The following is a 17,862-nucleotide window of genomic DNA, read 5'->3' as shown; positions in this document are numbered from 1 at the left end:
TTATATTTCTTCCGAAGAATCATTAACACATTCTACAATCTCTGAAATATCGCATTCCAATACATCACATATCCTTAGCAATACATCAGTAGTAACATTTTCGCCATTTTTTATTTTGTAGAATGTACTTTTACTTACTTTGGCTTTTTTCATAAGCTCAGTATTTGTCATTTCTATATCTATTAATTTCTTAAATAATTTTTTATAGCTTAGTTTTGACATGATTATCCTTCAGTCTTATCCATCCTAATATCACATCGTTTCTATTATAGCATAATAATAGAACTTTTAATAGTATTATCTTCTTTTTTCTCGAACTAATTTTGCAATAAAAAATTGGTGCAACCCTAAGACCACACCGACATATTCTATCTCTCCGTTTCCTTTGAAGATTCTTTCTTTTCTACAGGTTTTGCTTTTTCTTCAGCCTTATATTTCTTTATTGCTCCATGTACTGATTCTTTCTTTTCTTCTTGCTTCTTTATCTGTTCTTTTGCTTTTAAAAGCTTAGACGATAGTATTCTAACATTAGTATGTTCCTTTCCGTTATCGTCAATGGATGATCTCACCTGTCCAAAAAGCTTTACAAAGTCTCCTTGCTTAAAGTTCTTTGGGATATCTCCCTTATCCCCATAAGCTGAGCAATTAGTGTAAATCTTATTCCCCTCATCATCTTTTGACACAACCGAGAAATTAACTACTTTAAAGGCTTCTCCATTCTTATTTTCTCTTTCAATTGTTTCAACCTCACCTACGATATTCCCAACAATATTCACCAGATCATTGTCTTCTTTTTCAATTGCTACACTATCTTTAATCTGTCCATTTTTCTCTAAGTTCATCAATCAAATAATCAAACTCATCATTAAGTAAGCTCATACTATCATTATCCATATATTCCTAGTATAACTTGTCCAAGGCATCTTTATCATTGATTCCTTTTTCAAAACTAATTAGTGCCTTTGCAAAATCTTCGTGATTTTCGTTTGCCATTTGTTCTAGTGTATTTCTCATTCCTGTGTAGTTCATAATATACCTCCATAGTTTCTAAAAAAGTAAAAAGGAGCTTGTAAAAAGCCCCTTAACGTTCATCATGTTCTTTTGATTTATTTTCTCGTGTTTCTGCTTGTTTTTCTTCTGACTGATATGACTTAATCTGTCATAAGATAGACTGCTTTTCAGATACCTTTTCTTTGCTTTCTGCCCTTGTGTGAATATTATCCTCTACATCATAAGTAGTTTCAAAGTAGTCACTGTCTCTAAAGTCATTATCACATCTATCTGGCACACCATCATTATCCAAATCTTTTAATCAATTTTTCGAATTTTGGAATTAAGCCGATATTGGCAAACTCATCAAGCAAGCACCTTACATGAACAGGTAATCTCCCTCCATACTCATCATCTGCCTTATCACATAAGAAGTTAAATAGCTGTGAGTACATAATAGACACCACAAAGTTAAAGGCATCATCCGTATCAGAGATAATAACAAAGAGTGCTATCTTTCTATCCCCAAGAGTATCAAGCTCAAGTTCATCTTCTTTCATCAAGTCCCTAAGCTCTTGAATATCAAATGGAGCAAGTCTTGCACCACATGAAATTGGAATAGACTTTGCTGTTTTTCCAGCAGCAAGTTTGTACTTTTTATATTGCTTTACTGCAAAGTGTGTAGGCTCTTTCTTTTCCAATGCTTCAAATAGTCTATCAATAGGATTCATATATGTTTCATCATCTTCCCTAACTTCTGAAGCATCTATCATGTCCAACAATGTCGCAAAGTTCTTTTCTTCTCTTGGAGCTTCATAGAAGATATATCCAATAAGAGCTGTATAGTAAAGTTTTTCGGCTTTTACCCAAAAATCCTCACCTGCTTTTTCACCCTCCCCCTTAGTGTTTGCAATGATTGTCTGCACTAATTTGAGGATGTCTTTTTCACTTCTAAGATAAGCAAAGGGATTGTACTTCATACTCTTTTTGAAGTTGATGGTATTTAAGATTTTTATTTCATAGCCATTATCTTCAAGCATTTTGCCACACTCAATGACTATTGTTCCTTTAGGATCTGTTACACAATATGACGAGTGCATTTGCATTAGGTTCGGTTTTACATAAAATCTTGTCTTTCCGGAGCCTGAACCACCTATAACAAGTACATTTTTATTTCTTGCATACTTTGGATTTGCCGGTCTGCCATTCATAGTTAATCGCTCAGTCTGGGTAAGCAAGATATTATTTTGGAACTTTTCATCCATGTATGGCTCTATATCTTTTCTTGTTCCCCATCTTGCTGAACCATACTCTTTCCCTTGCCTAAACTTTTTTGCATTTTTACCTTTTGTATAGACTATAAATTTAATTAAAACTGCTACTCACACGTCCATTAAAATATCAGTTGGATGAATACTCAGAATAAAGCTCATAGTATTAAGCTCTAATATACCTTGAAAGATTTTGTCTATCACATCTCCACCAGTATAGACTCTTACATGGTGAGAAAAGATGTTGCCCGCATAGAAAAATGCAAGATAGGGAATGTTCTGCTTTAGAAACTTTGCCTTATCTTGCACTTTGAATAAACCTTTGATGTTCTTTGGTATCTTATCTATCATAGGCTTTGCTCCTTTTGTTTATTCTTGACTTTATCTTTAGAAACAGAGTTCTTTGCCTTCTCCTTGAACTTCTCAATATTCTTGTGAATTGACTCCTTATTTTTCTCTTTCTTCTCAATATTTGAAAGAACATTTTGAAAAGCTTTATTCATAACCTTTGTATCTTTTGCTTGGAAGAATACTGAATGTGTCCCTGTTTCCTTATCTTTCATCACTGAGAATTTAACACCATGTTTATTCAATTCTTTTTTAGTTCTTTTAATTCACCATCTTTAACATTGATTTCTTCAAGCTGACCTTTCTTAACCATATCTTTGAGTTTTACTTCATTTCCCTCCGCCTTGATAAGTTTATCTAAGCCACCATGTTGTTTTGATCTCTGTTGTAACTTCTTTACTTGACTTAAGATTTCTTGATAAGTTGCCTTTAATACATTAACTTCAATGTTAACTACTCTATTAGAAATTTCTTCATTTATCATCAGTAACCTCCTTCCCTCATATCATAACTAACAAGTGCCGTATAATAGGCATCCATATTGCTTGGTGCATTATATGCTGCCGTTAAAATAAAAGCTCTTACATTTCTTATTTTCGATTCGTTCTCTGATAAAGCATTTACAAGATACTCCATATGCAAAGAATCTAATTCTCTAAATCTCTCTTGAACAACATATGCTGGTAATTTTGTTTGATTTATTGTCACTGTATCTTCTGCATTCAATACCATAACATCAGCTAAAACTTTTATTATTTCATCAAAGGTTTTAGCAACAATCTTATTACCTAGCTTCATGTGTTCGTTATATCCTGTACTTTCTCTTAATTCTTCTAAACAAGATTTATATGATTTTATTTTTTTACGTCCATCCTCCATTCCATCCCTTAAATAAAATATATCTTTTTCATAGATGGGCAGGTGGGAGGAATTCTCTGTAGAAATATATGAAGTAATCTTTGATGAATTATTTGTAGTAATCTCTGGTAATGGTTCATGCAAGTTGCAATAATGCACTGGTTGATTTTCATCAAATGCATCGGTGCTAAATACCTCATTGCATTGGTTGATTTTGCCCTCTTCCATTGGCGCATTTTGCCCTAATGCATTAGGTATAGCACTTTTACTTACTTGTTCTAATACTTTTCTTTCTTTCTCGTGTTTTCTTTGATTTAGTTCAAAATAAAGTTCTTCTAATTTATTGTCATTTATTGTGTACCACTTCGTTTTATCTCTAAGATCTTTATTATAGTTTCCAACTAAAAGATAGTCCGCTTTTTCAAGCTTAGAAAAAGTTCGTTTAACTGTATCAACACTTAAATAATCGAAATCTTTTTTCTTGCCATGCTCTTATTGAGTTATATGTCCAACACTTGCCATCATGATAATTGTTGCCAGACTTCTTATTTATTTCAATCCAGTAATTTATTTGTTGAAGCACAAGAGCTTCATTTAAGCCTAATTCTCTGGCTAACGCCTTATTTGCCAGTATAGGCTGTTCATTAAAACAAATACATACTCATATTATCGCCTCCTTTCTCTTAAATTTAGGCATAGAAAAAGACGATAGATTTATATTCCATCGTCTTAACTCTCTTATATTTCCTTTAATGTATCTTTCGCTACTTCAAGGTATGCTGTAATCTACAGTGCAATTTTAGGTAGCCCATAAGGACTGATTAAGAATGCTAGTAACAATGCTACCATTCCAGTTGCCATTTCTTTTTGTACAAAGCAAGCTACTGCTCCTATAAATACTAGAAAAGATATTATACCTAAAATCATTCCACTAACTTTTATAATAAATTTTAGAAAAGCAATTAGTATCGACAAGAGCAATATTATTGGAAATAAGATAATTTTCAATGCCCATCTCATAACAAACCTCTCTACTTCTTTGACTTATCCTCTAAACTTTTAATTCCTGTATTGTTCAACTTCTCAATTGACATCAGCTGAGTTCTGGCAAGCTTTCTAAGTTCTATCATTCTTTCTTTTTGTTCCATACCTTTACCGATAAGAACCGCATTATAGCTTTCCATATTTGCAAGTACAAGTAACTCATTCAAACTTGCATAATCTCTCATGTTACCCTTTAAGTCAGGATTTTCTTCACGCCACTGTTTAACTCTCTTGTTAAATAAGGCAACATTGAGCATATCTGCTTCACTTGCGTATTTATAAGATAATTGTTCGCTAGTAAGATCTTTTAAGAGATATTCTTTGATTGCATCTGAATGGATTTTGTAGTTAATCTTAGAAATTTCTCTATTCAAATTCCAACCTAATGATAGCTTAGAGTTTTCATCTGACTTAAGTCTTTTGTAATCCTGAATTACATACATCTTAAATTCAGCAGAAATCCATGAAGCAAATTCAAAGGCAATATCTGTATGTGCAAATGCACCACCATATCTTCCGCCTTTTGAAATAATTCCGATAGCTTCTGTTTTTTCTACCCATTTCTTAGGAAACAATGTAAATGAATTATAACCCGCCTCCGATTTAATTCGGTCGAATTCGACCGAATTGAAATTCATGTTGTTTAAGCTTTCCCATAAACCAAGAAATTCAATTGTATCTTTTCTTCTCATCCAATTTTTAATTACATCACTTGGTTCATCGCTTTTATATCTAGCAATATCTGTTAGACTTATTTATAGTCGTTTTTAAAGTCTTCAGTATAAATTTGAATAGCAAAACCTTTTGCTTCAATCGTGTCTTTTTTTGCCTTAGACATGTGAGTTCCTCCTTTATGCTGATGTACTGTTTACAACATTTATTTTCGTAATAACTGCTCTAAACAGCACACCAACAATTCATATTTTTGATTTTAAACTTTGGTAGAAGCTCTAAAACCCTTATATTTACTTGACTATTTGCCTGTGTCATTATTATGACACGAAACCCGCACGCAGGATCGTACACGCTGGAAATGCTTGATTTTCCAACAGTTCCAAGGCGCGTGAGCAGCATTGAAACTTCTGCAGGCGTAAAGTATTCGCCGCCAGACTTGCCAGCGTTAGACGCATACAAGCCCATCAAATACTCGTAAGCATCACCAAAAGCCTCAATCACGTTGTTGTTTACGCTACCAAGCTTCATCTCACTAATCACTTGTAGTAACTTAACAAAACGCTTATTTCTGCCTTCAACAGTATCTGCAAGCTTAATATTATTCACATCGTAATCGGAGAATAATCCCTTAAAATCGTCAGACGAATCAGTTCCTTGAGAAGAAGCTTCAATATTGCGGAACACACGACTTAATGTTTCGTTTAGATTGCTATCTTGAGGAGCGTTCTTAAGCACATTGCAAAACAGCTCGCTAGGAAGTATAAAGAAGCCTTTAGCTGAAATCATCTCACTGCGAAGAGGCTCGGCATCTTCATCGCTTATTTTCGCATAATCAAAGTTTGGATCGCCGCCTTCAGATTCATGCTCGTTTTTATTAATATAATCGCATAAATTCTCGGAAATATAACGATAAAACATTGTGCACAATACGTATGCTTTGAAGTCCCAGCCATCAACAGAACCTCGCAAATCGTCTGCAATCTTCCAAATCGTGCGATGCAATTCCGCGCGTTCTTCTTCTTTGCGAGTGTCCATTTTGCTGCTCCCTATTCGTGCAATTCGTGCAATTCGTGCAAGCGTATGCGCAATATATAAGCTAATTAAACAAGCGCAATATTACGCAATAATTAAATAAGCGTTCTTTAATATTCTACTGTAAACGCGCACAATCAGCAGCAACGCCACTCGCATCGCTTGCGCCTAGCTTCGATTCTTGCAGGCAAGATAGCTCGCATAGTCATTATTGGGCATTAGTTGGAATTATTCAGCATTAGTCAACAAAAAGTGCGCTGGGAATGCACGCGTTTTGCGAAGCGCACGATTTGGCGAGATTACAGCGAACTCAGCGCTGGTAGTTTGCACGATTTTTTGCAAATCGCTTTCTTGCGATACAAACAATGCCGTTGCGAGCGCATCGGCATAAGCTGTTGGAAAATCGCAAGTTTTGCTAGGCACATACGCCCAGCTTGCGCATAAATCGCAAGCAGGAATGCCATCAAGCGCATTAATCAAGTGAGTCGCAATTAAATTAGACTCAAAGCCACTTGCATCTTTACCTAAGCAACTTGCTTCTTTTACTTTCCATCGCCTTCTCGCATTAGACGACGCACACAACGCTCCGCTTGCGATTGATGCCACTCCAATTGCTTGAGTTGTGTCAAAAGGATTTTCCAGAGCCACTTTTATTTGACTATTCTCTTCGCTAAAACAAGCGCGCATATCTCCGCCAGCGTTTACAAGAAAATCAAAATCCGCAAGCGAATCACAATCCGAAGGCATCTCACTACCAAGCTCCTCTTTAATAATCTGTGTTACGAGATCTACAAAATAGCCCTTTCCAGCTGCACCAAAATCAAGCTGCACTGACTGATTTGTGCAAAGCGTTGCACTGCCGCTATCTTGCGAAATATCTGCCCACGTAATCGGCAAAGAGCGACGATAATTAGCCCAACTGCCTATATTAGAACTCGCGCTAGCTGCCGACTCTGGAACGAATTGCACAGAATTGTTGTAGCCAAGCGCAAGCAGATCCGCGCCAATGCACGCGTCGAAAGCACCGTGCGTGGCAGAGTAAAACTCGCTATAAAGTGCAAAAAGTGGCCCAGCCCATGCTGGAAACTCAAACTCGCCGCCATGCTCCGCACGAGCCATACGCGAAACTAGCGAATCTGCACGAAAGCGCGAAAGCACCGATTCATACTCTTCAACAAAGGCACGAATCCGCTTCTGCACGCGCTGCGAAATCGGCACGCTGCTAGAGATAATAATCCCCGTGCCAAGCGCGCGCTCAATCGCCATTACATTCCTAAACATCGCTTGCTTCACTCCCAACATCAAACACTCTATCAATCATCAAAAACCACAATAATATCCACCAAAAGCCACAAAATAGCAAAATGTCGTCATGGTTTACAGAAAGACATGTTCTATACCGACATTTTGCCAAAATGAAGGCATAGAGAGCAAAAAACATTCGTCTATACCGACATTTTCACAAAACAGCGGTATAGCACGCAAAATATATTCGCCTATACCTACATTTTGGTAAAAATGCACTATAGAAAAATCGGCAGCACTGGCAACATAAGGCCACTCGTTTCGGCGTAGAATGATTTACAAGCTTTAAACCGAGCAAATCCCATTTCGCAAATTTGAAAATTTTTTAATTTTGCGAAGTCAGATGATATTCACACAAGCTGCAAAACACAAAAAACAGAACGCAATCGGAAAATGCATAAAGAAAAGAGCCTTCGCGCAAGCGCAAGCAAGAAAACAAACAAGCGAACGCGACGAAAGCCCTAATCAATCTATACCGTAACGCGTTTTATACGCAGCGTAATCCTTATCTTGCAAAACACTAGCCACATTCGGCGCATATTCGTATTCTTCTTCAACAAGATGCGCAAACTGCTGCTGAGCTAAAAGCTCAACATTCAAAGGCTTTGTAATAATGTGGAACATATCCTCAAGAAGCTTCGTATCGTTAGCATCTTTAGCCTGGATTGAAGCTTCGTCGTTAACGCGCTGAGTTATTAATCCCCAATCAAAATGGTATCCAGCATCTCTCGCAACTATATCCCAAAAAACGCGCCGTGTTCTACCATTGCCCTCACGAAATGGGTGCAAAACATTAAAATTATTGTAATTTACGCTTAGCTTACTAATAAACTCATCAATAGATAAACCTTGCAATAAATTATCATTTTTAAGCGTTTGCTCACAGTAACAAATCCCAACACCCATGTATTCAAGCGGATGAAACGGTTCGCCGCCGCCTTTAGTCATGTCTATAGTGCGAATCTGGTCAGCCCAATCGTAAACATCTTGGAAAAGATAATGATGAATCCACTGCAATTGTTTAACAGTTCCTTCAACATGTGGCAAGTTTTCGTACAAAATAGAACATCTTGTGAGAACAGCATCGTTCTCATATTTATCTAATTCAATCTGATTATTTATATTAGATTTGTTCTTCAATACCCTTGTGTGAGGAATAAGATAAGGGTCAAAAACTGTTTCCACGACACACAACCCAATAACTTAATCCATCACGCCATATCTAGAACGCATTCTAGCAACAAATTCATTGCTACTTATAAGACCATTAGCATATTGATTTGCGTCATAAAGAAACTCTTTTGAAGGCGAATTGCCTTCAAGTTTGCCTGAAGCTATTGCAAGACCCAAATTTTCTTGACGCCTACGTTGCGTTTCTTTATCAATCATTTCTTCTCCCTGCCAGAACCCGCTCAAAAATCAAAAATAACTACGTACTAGTTTACTATTCGCAATGCATTTTGATTACAGCATATTTTGCGATTTGACGAATCCAGCATAGGCAAGATACAGCCACTCGTTTCGGCGTAGCATGATTTACACGCTTTAATGCCAGGCAAAATCAATTTCGAGAAACTAAGCAAACTCCACTTCGCAAATTTGAAAATTTTTTAATTTTGCGAAATGAAACGATATTCGCACAAGCCGAAGAACCCAATAAACAGAACGCGATCGAAAGATGCGAAAAGAAAGAGCCTTCGCGCACGAACGCAAATAGGCACTCACTTTCAAAAGTGAAAAAATTTTACAGTTTTGAAAGTGAAAGTGCAAATCTGCTTGCAAACACTCGTCACGATTCTTACGACATTGAAGGAATCCGCGTAATAGACATAGCGCAATGGCTGCTCGAAACAAACACGTCGTTTCGTTTGTGAGCGTTACTTTCTCAGTCGGCTAACTGAGTTTTTAACAGTGTTTTGCCAATCACCGTTACTTTCTCAGTTCGTTAGCTGAGTTAGTAACAGTGCTTCGCCTCTGAGATCTATTTTCTTTACAAACGCGCTATAAAAACAAAAAGGCAGGAGCTTGAGAATATCCCAAACTCCTGCCTTAGAAGAGATTACCTTGCTTACACAAGTTCATAAACTTACAAAAGCAACAAACTTACATAAGCAACAAAAGCAACCTTAAATCACCTTAGCGTTAGGCAGCACGTTGCCGTCTTTATCAACGTTACAACTATGCTCAACAGCAATCGTAATATTGTCAGAGTCAACCGAGTAGAAGCCATCCGTCACCTTAAAAACGTGACGCACGCCTTTCAAATCGTCAACCTTCACAAAACCGTGATCAATCAACGCAAGCACAGCCTCATGTCCAGGAAGCACGCCCATTGCGCCATTCACAGAAGGAATAACCACAAACTTGGCGTCACCTTCCCAAACAGGATGCCTGGCTGCCACCACACTAACGTGCAGCGATTTTACTTGCTTCTCCGACATAATCACGCACCAAACTCTTGCTGCATATCGTGCCAACGACGCTCAAGATCATCAATGCCACCGATACCAGAGAATGCCTGCTCAGGAATCTCATCGTAAACACCATCGCAAATGCGAGTGAATGCCTCAATGGTTTCGTCTGCTGGCACATAAGAACCTGGACGACCAGTGAACTTTTCAGCCACATAGAAGTTCTGACCAAGGAACTGCTCAATCTTACGAGCGCGGCTGACAGTAGTCTTATCTTCCTCACCAAGCTCATCGATACCAATCAAAGCGATGATGTCCTGAAGCTCCTTGTTACGCTGCAAAATAGCCTTAACGCGGTTCGCGCAATCATAATGAGCCTGACCAACGTAACGCGGATCCAAAATTCTAGAAGTAGAAGTCAAAGGATCCACAGCTGGGTAAATACCCTTAGCTGCAATATCACGCGAAAGCTCAGTAGTTGCATCCAAGTGCGTAAAGGTTGTTGCAGGTGCAGGATCAGTGTAATCATCTGCAGGAACGTAAATAGCCTGAAGTGACGTAATGGAATGGCCGCGCGTAGAAGTAATACGCTCCTGTAATGCACCCATTTCATCTGCCAAGTTTGGCTGGTAACCAACTGCGGAAGGCATACGACCAAGCAGCGTGGAAACCTCAGAACCAGCCTGAGTAAAGCGGAATATGTTATCGATGAACAGCAACACATCCTGATTCTGCACATCGCGGAAGTACTCAGCCATAGTCAAAGCGGTAAGAGGCACGCGAAGACGAGTCCCAGGAGGCTCATCCATCTGACCAAAGACAAGCGCTGTTTTCTCCAAAACGCCAGCATCAGCCATTTCGCCAATCAAATCGTTACCTTCACGGGTACGTTCGCCAACGCCAGCAAACACAGACACACCACCGTGATTCTGTGCAACGCGCTGAATCATTTCCTGAATCAACACAGTTTTACCAACGCCTGCACCACCGAACAGACCAATTTTACCGCCCTGAACGTAAGGGGTAAGCAAATCGATAACCTTAATACCAGTTTCGAACATCTGAGTCTTAGACTCAAGCTGATCAAAAGCAGGTGGGTTACGGTGAATTGGCCAACGCTCAGTTATTTCAATGTGCTCGCCAGGCTTAGCATTCAAAATGTTGCCTGTAACATCGAACACGTGACCCTTAGTAACATCACCAACAGGTACAGAGATTGGGCCGCCAGTATCTCGCACTAAAGCACCACGAACCAAACCGTCAGTAGGCTTTAAAGCAACTGCACGCACAGTCGAATCACCAAGGTGCTGCTCAACTTCCAGCGTAATCTCGTGGACGGTATCTCCCTCGGTGTTTCCAACGGTGTTGATATCGACTTTGAGAGCATTGTAAATATCCGGCAGATAGCCGACCGGGAATTCAACGTCAATCACGGAACCCTGAACGCGGGTTACGCGACCAGCTGTTGGATCGACCTCCTGCTCAGCTTCTGGAGGCGCTGTGGTCTGATTTTCAGCCATATGCTCCTAATCCTCCTCATTATTCAGCGCATCAGCGCTGCCGATAATTTCGGTAAGTTCTTGAGTAATGGATGCCTGACGAGAAGCATTAAGCTTTCTTGTCAAATCATCCACCAAATTGCGGGCGTTATCTGTAGCCGTATGCATAGCGTTCTGTCTGCTTGCCGTTTCGGAAGCAGCAGAAGTAAGTAAGCACTCGTGAATACGAGACTGAATATACTTCGGCAAAACAGCATCCAATACTTCATCCGGGCTTGGTTCGAAGCAATACTCCACAGCTTCTGGATTGCTGCGGCTCACTGCTTCTTCACGAGCCGAAACTGCGCTCGTAGACGACAATGCTGCTGAAGGACCAGAAGCTGCTTCATAGTCAGGACGATGCATAGAAAACTCTTCACCGTCCTTCAAAGGAACCAGCTCAACTGGCAGCATGCGCAACGTACGAACTTTTTGCCTCACCATATTTATAAATTCAGTGAACACAATATACAGTTCCGAAACTCCGCCTTCTGCTTCCGGCGTCATATAAGCGTCCATTAAAGTATCGGAAATCTTTTCAGCAATAGTAACGTCTGGGTGGTCAGTAGAACCTTCCCAAGTACCTGCCACATCGCGATTGCGATACTTGTAGTAAGTTGCACCGCGTCGACCGTACACGTACAGTTCTGCATGCTTACCTTCTGCATCGAGTTTTGCAAGAAGTGCTTCAGTCTCACGAATAATCGAAGACGTAAACGCACCTGCCATACCACGATCAGAAGTAAGAGCTAAAACTGCTACACGATTGCCAGCATGCTCTTTACCAAAAATAGGATGCTTAATATTTGCTTCGTGATGAGCTACCAACGCCTGCACGGCATCGAAAATTGCGTCACTATAAGGCTTAGCATTAAGCGCAATATCTCGCGCTTTAGCGATATGAGAAGACGCAATCATTTCCTGAGCCTTAAAGATTTTACCCAAAGACTGTGTGGAAATAATTCTCGATTTCAATGCAAGTTGGGAGGACATACGCTACTTCCCCTCAGGCTCGCGACTGTCTGCTTTCGGCTTAGCTACGAGCTGTTCCTTCTCAACAGGAGCAGGGTTTTCAGCCGGCGGCAAAGAATCCTTTACAATCAAAGGCTTGCCAGCAGATGTCTTAAACGTCCTACGGAAATCATCAATGGCTGCATCAAGCTTAGCTTCAGTTTCCTTAGTGAAGTCTTCAGTATCGCGAATTACTTGCAAAATGTCGGTTCCCTTATCCAAGTAATCCAACAATTCGCTTTCGAAACGCAACACATCCTTCACAGGAATATCGTCAAGCTTGCCATGAGTACCAGCCCACACAGAAACAACTTCTTGCTCCATTGCTCGAGGAGAGAACTGCTTCTGCTTAAGTAGCTCAGTCAAACGAGCACCGCGAGTAAGCTGCGCCTTTGAGGCTGCATCCAAATCAGAAGCGAACATTGCGAAGGATTCCAAAGACTTGTAACGAGCCAAGGAAATCTTCAACATGCCGGAGACTTTCTTCAAAGCCTTAGCCTGAGCTGCACCACCAACACGAGACACGGAAATACCAACGTCTACTGCTGGACGCTGACCGGCGTTGAACAAATCAGACTGCAAGAAGATCTGACCATCGGTGATAGAAATCACGTTGGTTGGAATGTATGCAGAAACATCGTTTGCCTTGGTTTCGATAATTGGAAGACCGGTCATAGAACCGCCACCCAAATCGTCAGAAAGCTTAGCACAACGTTCAAGCAGACGAGAGTGCAAGTAGAACACGTCGCCTGGGTAAGCTTCACGCCCAGGTGGACGACGCAAAAGCAAGGAAATTGAACGGTATGCTTCTGCTTGTTTCGACAGATCATCGAAAACAATCAAAACGTGCTTGCCGTTATACATCCAGTGCTGACCGATTGCAGAACCAGTGTAAGGTGCAATGTATTTAAAACCTGCAGAATCAGAAGCTGGACTTGCCACGATTGTGGTGTACTTCATAGCTCCTGCTTCTTCAAGGCTTTGGCGCACTGAAGCAATAGTAGAACCCTTTTGACCGATTGCTACATAAATGCAGCGAACCTGTTTCTTTGGATCTCCAGTTTCCCAGTTAGCACGCTGGTTAATAATCGTATCTATTGCGATTGCAGTCTTACCTGTTTGACGGTCACCAATAATCAACTGGCGCTGACCACGACCTATTGGCGTCATTGCGTCAATAGCCTTCAAACCAGTAGACAATGGTTCATCGACTGGATGACGGTGAATAACGTCTGGAGCCTGGGCTTCAAGAATACGACGCTCACTGCACTCAATCGCACCCAAACCATCGATTGGATTACCCAACGGATCCACAGTACGACCAAGATAAGCGTCACCAACCGGCACAGACAACACCTCGCCTGTGCGGTATACTTCCTGCCCTTCCTCAATGCCTGTAAAATCGCCGAGAATAACGACGCCGATTTCGTGTGCATCAAGGTTGAACGCAAGACCCAAGGTATCGTTCTCGAATGTGAGCAGCTCGTTTGCCATGCAGCCGGACAATCCAGCTACGTGCGCAATGCCGTCACCAGCCGTAACAACATAGCCAACTTCTTGCGTTGGCATGTCGGTAGGCTTATACGAGTCAACAAACCCGTCGAGCGCCTTGCGTATCAGGGCGGGATCAATAGATAGTTCCGCCATAATTCTCCTTAATTTACTACTTCACTGCCTGTGTCCAAGCACCATTTCGCGCAGAACGCTGCAACTGCTTAAGCTGCATCAACATGGTGCGATCGGTTATTTGATCACCGATTTGTATACGCATACCACCAAGTACGTTTGGATCCACAATTGGGTTAATGTATGCACGATGACCCAACTTATTGCTGTAGATTTCAATCAAACGCTTAATTTGCTTATCTGTAAGCGGCTGAGCAGTAGTGACTGTAACCAATGTTTCGCCAGCTTCACGCTCAAATCCTGACCAAGCACCACCGAAGCTACCGGTTTTACCGCTTTCGGCACCTCCGTGCCAAGTTCCTACTAGATAATGCATAATGCGCAATACAACAGGGTGCGCCTTACCTCCAATAAGCTCGTCAATCAGGCGAGACTTATCTTCCGAAGACCTATTCGGATCAGTAATCGCATCAGAAAGCTCAGGATACTTATCAATCATGTCCATCATTGACGAAAGCTCGTCTGAAATGCGCTGCGCTTCATCGTGCGCATCTGAGATGGCCTGAGCAAGCGAAGAACGCGACAAACTATCGTTTACTCGCGATGCCTTTTCTGGCATTCTTACCTCCTCGTTTCTGTAAAAAACGAAGTAATGCAAATAATACAAAATGAAATAACCGTAATTTTATTTTGCGATTATTCAGTTTTGTACATTACTTTACTTGCTTTGATCCGAATTTTTAGTGTCTCCAACTTCATCGATCACATGATCAATAATCTTGGAGCTGACGGTATCGTCATCCAATTTGGATGCAAGAATCTTGCCAGCTAAAGCTGCTGCAAGAACCGACACCTCTCCTTGGAGGCTGGACATGGCATGCTTATGCTGAGCCTCAATGGAATGCTGCGCTTCACTGATAATCTTCGCAGCATCCTTTTCAGCGCGTTGTCTAGCTTCGCCAATAATTTTTGAAGCTTCCGATCGAGCCTCTTCACGAGTCTTTGCAGCATCAGTTTGAGCTTGAGAAAGTTCGTTTTCAATCTGGCTCTTCAACTCGTCTGCTTCACGCTGCACATTAGCAGCCTTAGCCATTCCGCCTTCAATTTTTTCTGCACGCTCGTCGAGAATTGCCTGGAATTTAGGCATAACAAACTTGTAGAAAAACGCTGCAAGAACTACCAAAACTACTAATGACCACAGTACGTCATAAGGCTCAGGCAAGAACAACGCCAACTTATTACTTCCGGCTGCATATGCCATGGCTTGTCCTTTCTATTCTTTCAACACTATTCGTGTTGTGCATTGTAAGTTTTGTTCAGGCTCCCATAATGTAGGAAACGAAGCCAAGCAAGCCCAAAACCTCAATAAATGCCAAGCCGACGAACATAAACAGCTGAATGCGGTTGCCAACCTCTGGTTGACGTGCAGTAGATTCCATAGCCTTAGACACTACTATTGCCATGCCGAGTGCAGGGGAAATAGTTGCTACAGCAAAGCCAAGAATGCTCAGGTTGCCGGTCAAACCTGCAAGAGCGATGATACTATTCATTGGTTTCCTTTCTGTTGAAACAGTAACCAGTATAAACCCGTAAGATATGTAAAATCTGAAAATCTAAACTACTTTTATTAAGCAGCTACAACAGCAGACTTTTCTTCCTCTTCCGGATAACTTTCCGAAATGTAGACTGAAGCAAGCACTGTAAAAATAAATGCCTGCAAGCCAGCTACCATAATTTCGAATAGGGTAAACAGAATGCCACCAAGCAGCCACAAAGCACCGCCTAAGGCAAGGAGTTTATTGCTGGAATCCACCACGAAGAAATTGGTGAATACTAAACAAGTGGCCACCAGCAAATGGCCAGCAATCATATTCGCAAACAAACGAATTGTAAGCGAAAGTGGTCGCACAATTATTAATTCTATGAGCTGCAATGGCGAAAGAATAAAGTAAATCGGCCATGGCACACCCGCTGGGAACAATGCTTCGCGGAAGAATCGCAAAAAACCTTTTTCGCGAATGCCAGCAATAAGATATTGGCAAACAACCCACAAAGCAAATACCAACGGACAAGCAATGGTTGCGGTTGCAGCCATATTTAATCCTGGAATCACAGAACAAAGATTAAAGAAGAAAATAGTGAGGAATAATGTGGACATCATTGGCACATAGCGCTTGCCGCGTTCCTCGCCAATCATTTCGTAAACAATGTTGTAGCGCACAAAATCCATCAAAATTTCAAGCACGCTTTGGAATCTGCCAGGAACAACCTTTGCTCGCATAGCACCAATTCCAAAAATAATCATTACTACTACTGCCATAAGTAAGCGCACTAAAATAATGCGATTCATGGCAAATGGAGTGCCTTGGAACAAAATTTCTGGAGGCAAAAACTCACTAATATTAGGTAGCTCTGGTTTATTCGAAGCTACAGTAGAAGCTACAGTTGTGGTCTTCTGTAAAACATCAACCATTACATCCATAAGTGCCTCCTTATAGCAATTCGTTCACACGCCTCAATTCAGTGCCGCTCACTCACATACTCAATTCATTCATTCTTGCGGCATATATATCAACTAGATCATATGTTTCATATTTCGTAAGGCGCGGGGCACGAAACGAAAAATATATCTAATTGCTGATTGTACTCTTTGCTTGTACATAAAATTACGCAACGTCAAAATTTATTTATTCATACCGTACTTAACTCCGTCAAATGGATAAAAATTATCGGAGCGCGGAGAAGCTGGCTCATGTCTTATAGAACATTCAGTTCCAAGCCTTCCAGCAGTTCTTAAATGAGGAATATCAGAAAGATTGTAAGGCGTAGTTTCGTACACCCAATTAAGCCAGTTGCGCCAAAGCAAATTCGCGTGCGCGCGCCAAGAAAATAATGGCTCTAATTTTGGATCGTCATGAGGGAAATAGTTGTAAGGAAATGGAACGTTGCTCAAACCTTTTAACATGTCACGCTCATATTCCTGCGCAAGAGTCATTTTGCCATATTCCCAGTGTCCTAGCGCAAAAACTTCAGAAAAATCACGCGTAGCAACTAAGCCCGGACCAGATTCGGGACCATACGTAAGAATTTGTAAACGCTGATCTGCAGAAATGCTGTCAACATCAACACTCGCTATTCTAGAATGCGGTTGTAAAGCGATTTCATCAAAACCATTTGTAAGAAAACAGTACTCATCCTGCAAATATTGCGGGAACACACCAAAAACTTTTTTGCTGAGAACATGCTTTTTTACGCCATATCGATAGTAAAGCGCACCCATTGCACCCCAGCACAAATACATTGTTGAGAAAACGTGTGTTGATGCCCAGTCAAGAATTTGCGTAAATTCGTGCCAGTAGTCGACATCTTCAAATTCCATATGCTCAACAGGAGCTCCCGTCACAACAAATCCGTCGTAATAGTTGTTACGAAGTGCGTCAAGATTTTCATAGAATTTTACTAAATGATCAGCGCTAACATGCGTTGATACATGCGTAGAAGTTTTCATAAAATCGACGTCGACTTGCAAAGGAGACTTAGAGATGAGTCTCAAAAGCTGAGTTTCTGTCTCGATTTTTTTGGGCATAAGATTCAAAATCAACAAACGAAGTGGTCGAACATCCTGCTGTTCTGCTTCTGGGCGTTCCAATGCAAAAATTCGCTCAGCATCTAATATGCTTCGCGCTGGCAATCCTTCAGGAATCTTAATAGGCATGTGTTTATTATACTCCACACTTGTTTATGTTTATTGTG

22 protein-coding genes and 1 pseudogene are annotated in these 17,862 nt (G+C 40.7%); all 23 read right to left on the bottom strand.

Going from position 1 to position 17,862, the window contains the following annotated elements:
- Entirely contained in the window at positions 1–222 is a 222-nt protein-coding gene (locus D0T18_RS00950) for a helix-turn-helix domain-containing protein (RefSeq protein WP_116440318.1), read from the bottom strand.
- A gap of 146 nt (positions 223–368) precedes the next feature.
- On the bottom strand, positions 369–845 hold the full coding sequence (locus D0T18_RS00945; protein WP_431834806.1) for a hypothetical protein: 477 nt from the start codon (positions 843–845) through the stop codon (positions 369–371).
- 55 nt (positions 846–900) lie between these two features.
- Positions 901–1,029 carry a hypothetical protein gene (locus tag D0T18_RS07080; RefSeq protein WP_431834805.1) on the bottom strand — a complete coding sequence of 43 codons (129 nt, stop codon included), beginning with the start codon at positions 1,027–1,029 and terminating at the stop codon, positions 901–903.
- Positions 1,030–1,295: 266 nt separating this feature from the next.
- A complete protein-coding gene (locus D0T18_RS00935; protein ID WP_240318265.1) occupies positions 1,296–2,255 on the bottom strand; it encodes a VirD4-like conjugal transfer protein, CD1115 family in 960 nt (319 codons plus the stop codon).
- 117 nt (positions 2,256–2,372) lie between these two features.
- Positions 2,373–2,612, bottom strand: a complete 240-nt coding sequence (locus D0T18_RS07075; RefSeq protein ID WP_240318264.1) for a hypothetical protein — start codon at positions 2,610–2,612, stop codon at positions 2,373–2,375.
- Entirely contained in the window at positions 2,609–2,824 is a 216-nt protein-coding gene (locus D0T18_RS07070; RefSeq protein ID WP_431834808.1) for a DUF3801 domain-containing protein, read from the bottom strand. The genes D0T18_RS07075 and D0T18_RS07070 overlap by 4 nt, the downstream gene beginning before the upstream one ends.
- A 26-nt stretch (positions 2,825–2,850) precedes the next feature.
- Positions 2,851–3,093 carry a hypothetical protein gene (locus tag D0T18_RS07065; protein WP_431834804.1) on the bottom strand — a complete coding sequence of 81 codons (243 nt, stop codon included), beginning with the start codon at positions 3,091–3,093 and terminating at the stop codon, positions 2,851–2,853.
- Entirely contained in the window at positions 3,093–3,695 is a 603-nt protein-coding gene (locus tag D0T18_RS07060; protein ID WP_205411945.1) for a DUF6017 domain-containing protein, read from the bottom strand. Before D0T18_RS07060 ends, D0T18_RS07065 begins: the two co-directional genes overlap by 1 nt.
- Positions 3,696–4,253: 558 nt before the next feature.
- Positions 4,254–4,487: a CD1845 family protein gene (locus D0T18_RS00920; protein ID WP_116440317.1), complete on the bottom strand. Its 234-nt coding sequence runs from the start codon at positions 4,485–4,487 to the stop codon at positions 4,254–4,256.
- Positions 4,488–4,498: 11 nt separating this feature from the next.
- Positions 4,499–5,349: pseudogene (locus D0T18_RS00915) on the bottom strand (KilA-N domain-containing protein).
- 59 nt (positions 5,350–5,408) lie between these two features.
- Entirely contained in the window at positions 5,409–6,221 is an 813-nt protein-coding gene (locus D0T18_RS00910; RefSeq protein WP_116440316.1) for a type I restriction-modification system subunit M, read from the bottom strand.
- 225 nt (positions 6,222–6,446) lie between these two features.
- Entirely contained in the window at positions 6,447–7,484 is a 1,038-nt protein-coding gene (locus D0T18_RS00905) for an FAD:protein FMN transferase (protein WP_162861122.1), read from the bottom strand.
- 504 nt (positions 7,485–7,988) lie between these two features.
- The gene (locus tag D0T18_RS00900; RefSeq protein ID WP_102155513.1) at positions 7,989–8,708 is read right to left on the bottom strand and encodes a Fic/DOC family protein; all 720 of its coding nucleotides are present in this window, start codon (positions 8,706–8,708) and stop codon (positions 7,989–7,991) included.
- A gap of 18 nt (positions 8,709–8,726) precedes the next feature.
- A complete protein-coding gene (locus D0T18_RS00895; RefSeq protein WP_012913757.1) occupies positions 8,727–8,912 on the bottom strand; it encodes an antitoxin VbhA family protein in 186 nt (61 codons plus the stop codon).
- Positions 8,913–9,649: 737 nt separating this feature from the next.
- Positions 9,650–9,964: a F0F1 ATP synthase subunit epsilon gene (locus tag D0T18_RS00885; RefSeq protein ID WP_033888552.1), complete on the bottom strand. Its 315-nt coding sequence runs from the start codon at positions 9,962–9,964 to the stop codon at positions 9,650–9,652.
- Between the two features lie 2 nt (positions 9,965–9,966).
- Positions 9,967–11,454 (bottom strand): F0F1 ATP synthase subunit beta, encoded by a 1,488-nt coding sequence (atpD, locus tag D0T18_RS00880; protein ID WP_012913756.1) that lies wholly within the window; start codon positions 11,452–11,454, stop codon positions 9,967–9,969.
- Between the two features lie 6 nt (positions 11,455–11,460).
- Positions 11,461–12,465 carry a F0F1 ATP synthase subunit gamma gene (locus D0T18_RS00875; RefSeq protein ID WP_004574170.1) on the bottom strand — a complete coding sequence of 335 codons (1,005 nt, stop codon included), beginning with the start codon at positions 12,463–12,465 and terminating at the stop codon, positions 11,461–11,463.
- A gap of 3 nt (positions 12,466–12,468) precedes the next feature.
- Positions 12,469–14,130, bottom strand: a complete 1,662-nt coding sequence (atpA, locus tag D0T18_RS00870) for a F0F1 ATP synthase subunit alpha (protein ID WP_012913755.1) — start codon at positions 14,128–14,130, stop codon at positions 12,469–12,471.
- Positions 14,131–14,146: 16 nt separating this feature from the next.
- Positions 14,147–14,728 carry a F0F1 ATP synthase subunit delta gene (locus D0T18_RS00865; RefSeq protein ID WP_064621453.1) on the bottom strand — a complete coding sequence of 194 codons (582 nt, stop codon included), beginning with the start codon at positions 14,726–14,728 and terminating at the stop codon, positions 14,147–14,149.
- Between the two features lie 99 nt (positions 14,729–14,827).
- On the bottom strand, positions 14,828–15,370 hold the full coding sequence (locus tag D0T18_RS00860) for a F0F1 ATP synthase subunit B (RefSeq protein WP_004109948.1): 543 nt from the start codon (positions 15,368–15,370) through the stop codon (positions 14,828–14,830).
- Between the two features lie 55 nt (positions 15,371–15,425).
- A complete protein-coding gene (gene atpE, locus D0T18_RS00855) occupies positions 15,426–15,659 on the bottom strand; it encodes an ATP synthase F0 subunit C (RefSeq protein ID WP_004109950.1) in 234 nt (77 codons plus the stop codon).
- Positions 15,660–15,736: 77 nt separating this feature from the next.
- On the bottom strand, positions 15,737–16,591 hold the full coding sequence (atpB, locus tag D0T18_RS00850; protein WP_004109952.1) for a F0F1 ATP synthase subunit A: 855 nt from the start codon (positions 16,589–16,591) through the stop codon (positions 15,737–15,739).
- Positions 16,592–16,792: 201 nt separating this feature from the next.
- Positions 16,793–17,824 (bottom strand): homoserine O-succinyltransferase, encoded by a 1,032-nt coding sequence (locus D0T18_RS00845; RefSeq protein ID WP_116440315.1) that lies wholly within the window; start codon positions 17,822–17,824, stop codon positions 16,793–16,795.
- Positions 17,825–17,862: the final 38 nt, after the last annotated feature.

The sequence above is a fragment of the Gardnerella swidsinskii genome (genome assembly GCF_003397705.1).
GTDB classification, from domain to species: Bacteria; Actinomycetota; Actinomycetes; order Actinomycetales; family Bifidobacteriaceae; genus Bifidobacterium; species Bifidobacterium swidsinskii.
This window is presented reverse-complemented; position numbering and strand designations above follow the sequence as displayed.

Bases quoted from the DNA above. Each gene is read 5' to 3' on its own strand.
- D0T18_RS00950 (WP_116440318.1), bottom strand. From the start codon at position 222: ATGTCAAAACTAAGCTATAAAAAATTATTTAAGAAATTAATAGATATA.
- D0T18_RS07080 (WP_431834805.1), bottom strand. From the start codon at position 1,029: ATGAACTACACAGGAATGAGAAATACACTAGAACAAATGGCAAACGAA.
- D0T18_RS00935 (WP_240318265.1), bottom strand. From the start codon at position 2,255: ATGGATGAAAAGTTCCAAAATAATATCTTGCTTACCCAGACTGAGCGA.
- D0T18_RS07075 (WP_240318264.1), bottom strand. From the start codon at position 2,612: ATGATAGATAAGATACCAAAGAACATCAAAGGTTTATTCAAAGTGCAA.
- D0T18_RS07070 (WP_431834808.1), bottom strand. From the start codon at position 2,824: ATGAAAGATAAGGAAACAGGGACACATTCAGTATTCTTCCAAGCAAAA.
- D0T18_RS07065 (WP_431834804.1), bottom strand. From the start codon at position 3,093: ATGATAAATGAAGAAATTTCTAATAGAGTAGTTAACATTGAAGTTAAT.
- D0T18_RS07060 (WP_205411945.1), bottom strand. From the start codon at position 3,695: ATGGAAGAGGGCAAAATCAACCAATGCAATGAGGTATTTAGCACCGAT.
- D0T18_RS00920 (WP_116440317.1), bottom strand. From the start codon at position 4,487: ATGAGATGGGCATTGAAAATTATCTTATTTCCAATAATATTGCTCTTG.
- D0T18_RS00910 (WP_116440316.1), bottom strand. From the start codon at position 6,221: ATGGACACTCGCAAAGAAGAAGAACGCGCGGAATTGCATCGCACGATT.
- D0T18_RS00905 (WP_162861122.1), bottom strand. From the start codon at position 7,484: ATGGCGATTGAGCGCGCGCTTGGCACGGGGATTATTATCTCTAGCAGC.
- D0T18_RS00895 (WP_012913757.1), bottom strand. From the start codon at position 8,912: ATGATTGATAAAGAAACGCAACGTAGGCGTCAAGAAAATTTGGGTCTT.
- D0T18_RS00885 (WP_033888552.1), bottom strand. From the start codon at position 9,964: ATGTCGGAGAAGCAAGTAAAATCGCTGCACGTTAGTGTGGTGGCAGCC.
- atpD (WP_012913756.1), bottom strand. From the start codon at position 11,454: ATGGCTGAAAATCAGACCACAGCGCCTCCAGAAGCTGAGCAGGAGGTC.
- D0T18_RS00875 (WP_004574170.1), bottom strand. From the start codon at position 12,465: ATGTCCTCCCAACTTGCATTGAAATCGAGAATTATTTCCACACAGTCT.
- atpA (WP_012913755.1), bottom strand. From the start codon at position 14,130: ATGGCGGAACTATCTATTGATCCCGCCCTGATACGCAAGGCGCTCGAC.
- D0T18_RS00865 (WP_064621453.1), bottom strand. From the start codon at position 14,728: ATGCCAGAAAAGGCATCGCGAGTAAACGATAGTTTGTCGCGTTCTTCG.
- D0T18_RS00860 (WP_004109948.1), bottom strand. From the start codon at position 15,370: ATGGCATATGCAGCCGGAAGTAATAAGTTGGCGTTGTTCTTGCCTGAG.
- atpE (WP_004109950.1), bottom strand. From the start codon at position 15,659: ATGAATAGTATCATCGCTCTTGCAGGTTTGACCGGCAACCTGAGCATT.
- atpB (WP_004109952.1), bottom strand. From the start codon at position 16,591: ATGGATGTAATGGTTGATGTTTTACAGAAGACCACAACTGTAGCTTCT.
- D0T18_RS00845 (WP_116440315.1), bottom strand. From the start codon at position 17,824: ATGCCTATTAAGATTCCTGAAGGATTGCCAGCGCGAAGCATATTAGAT.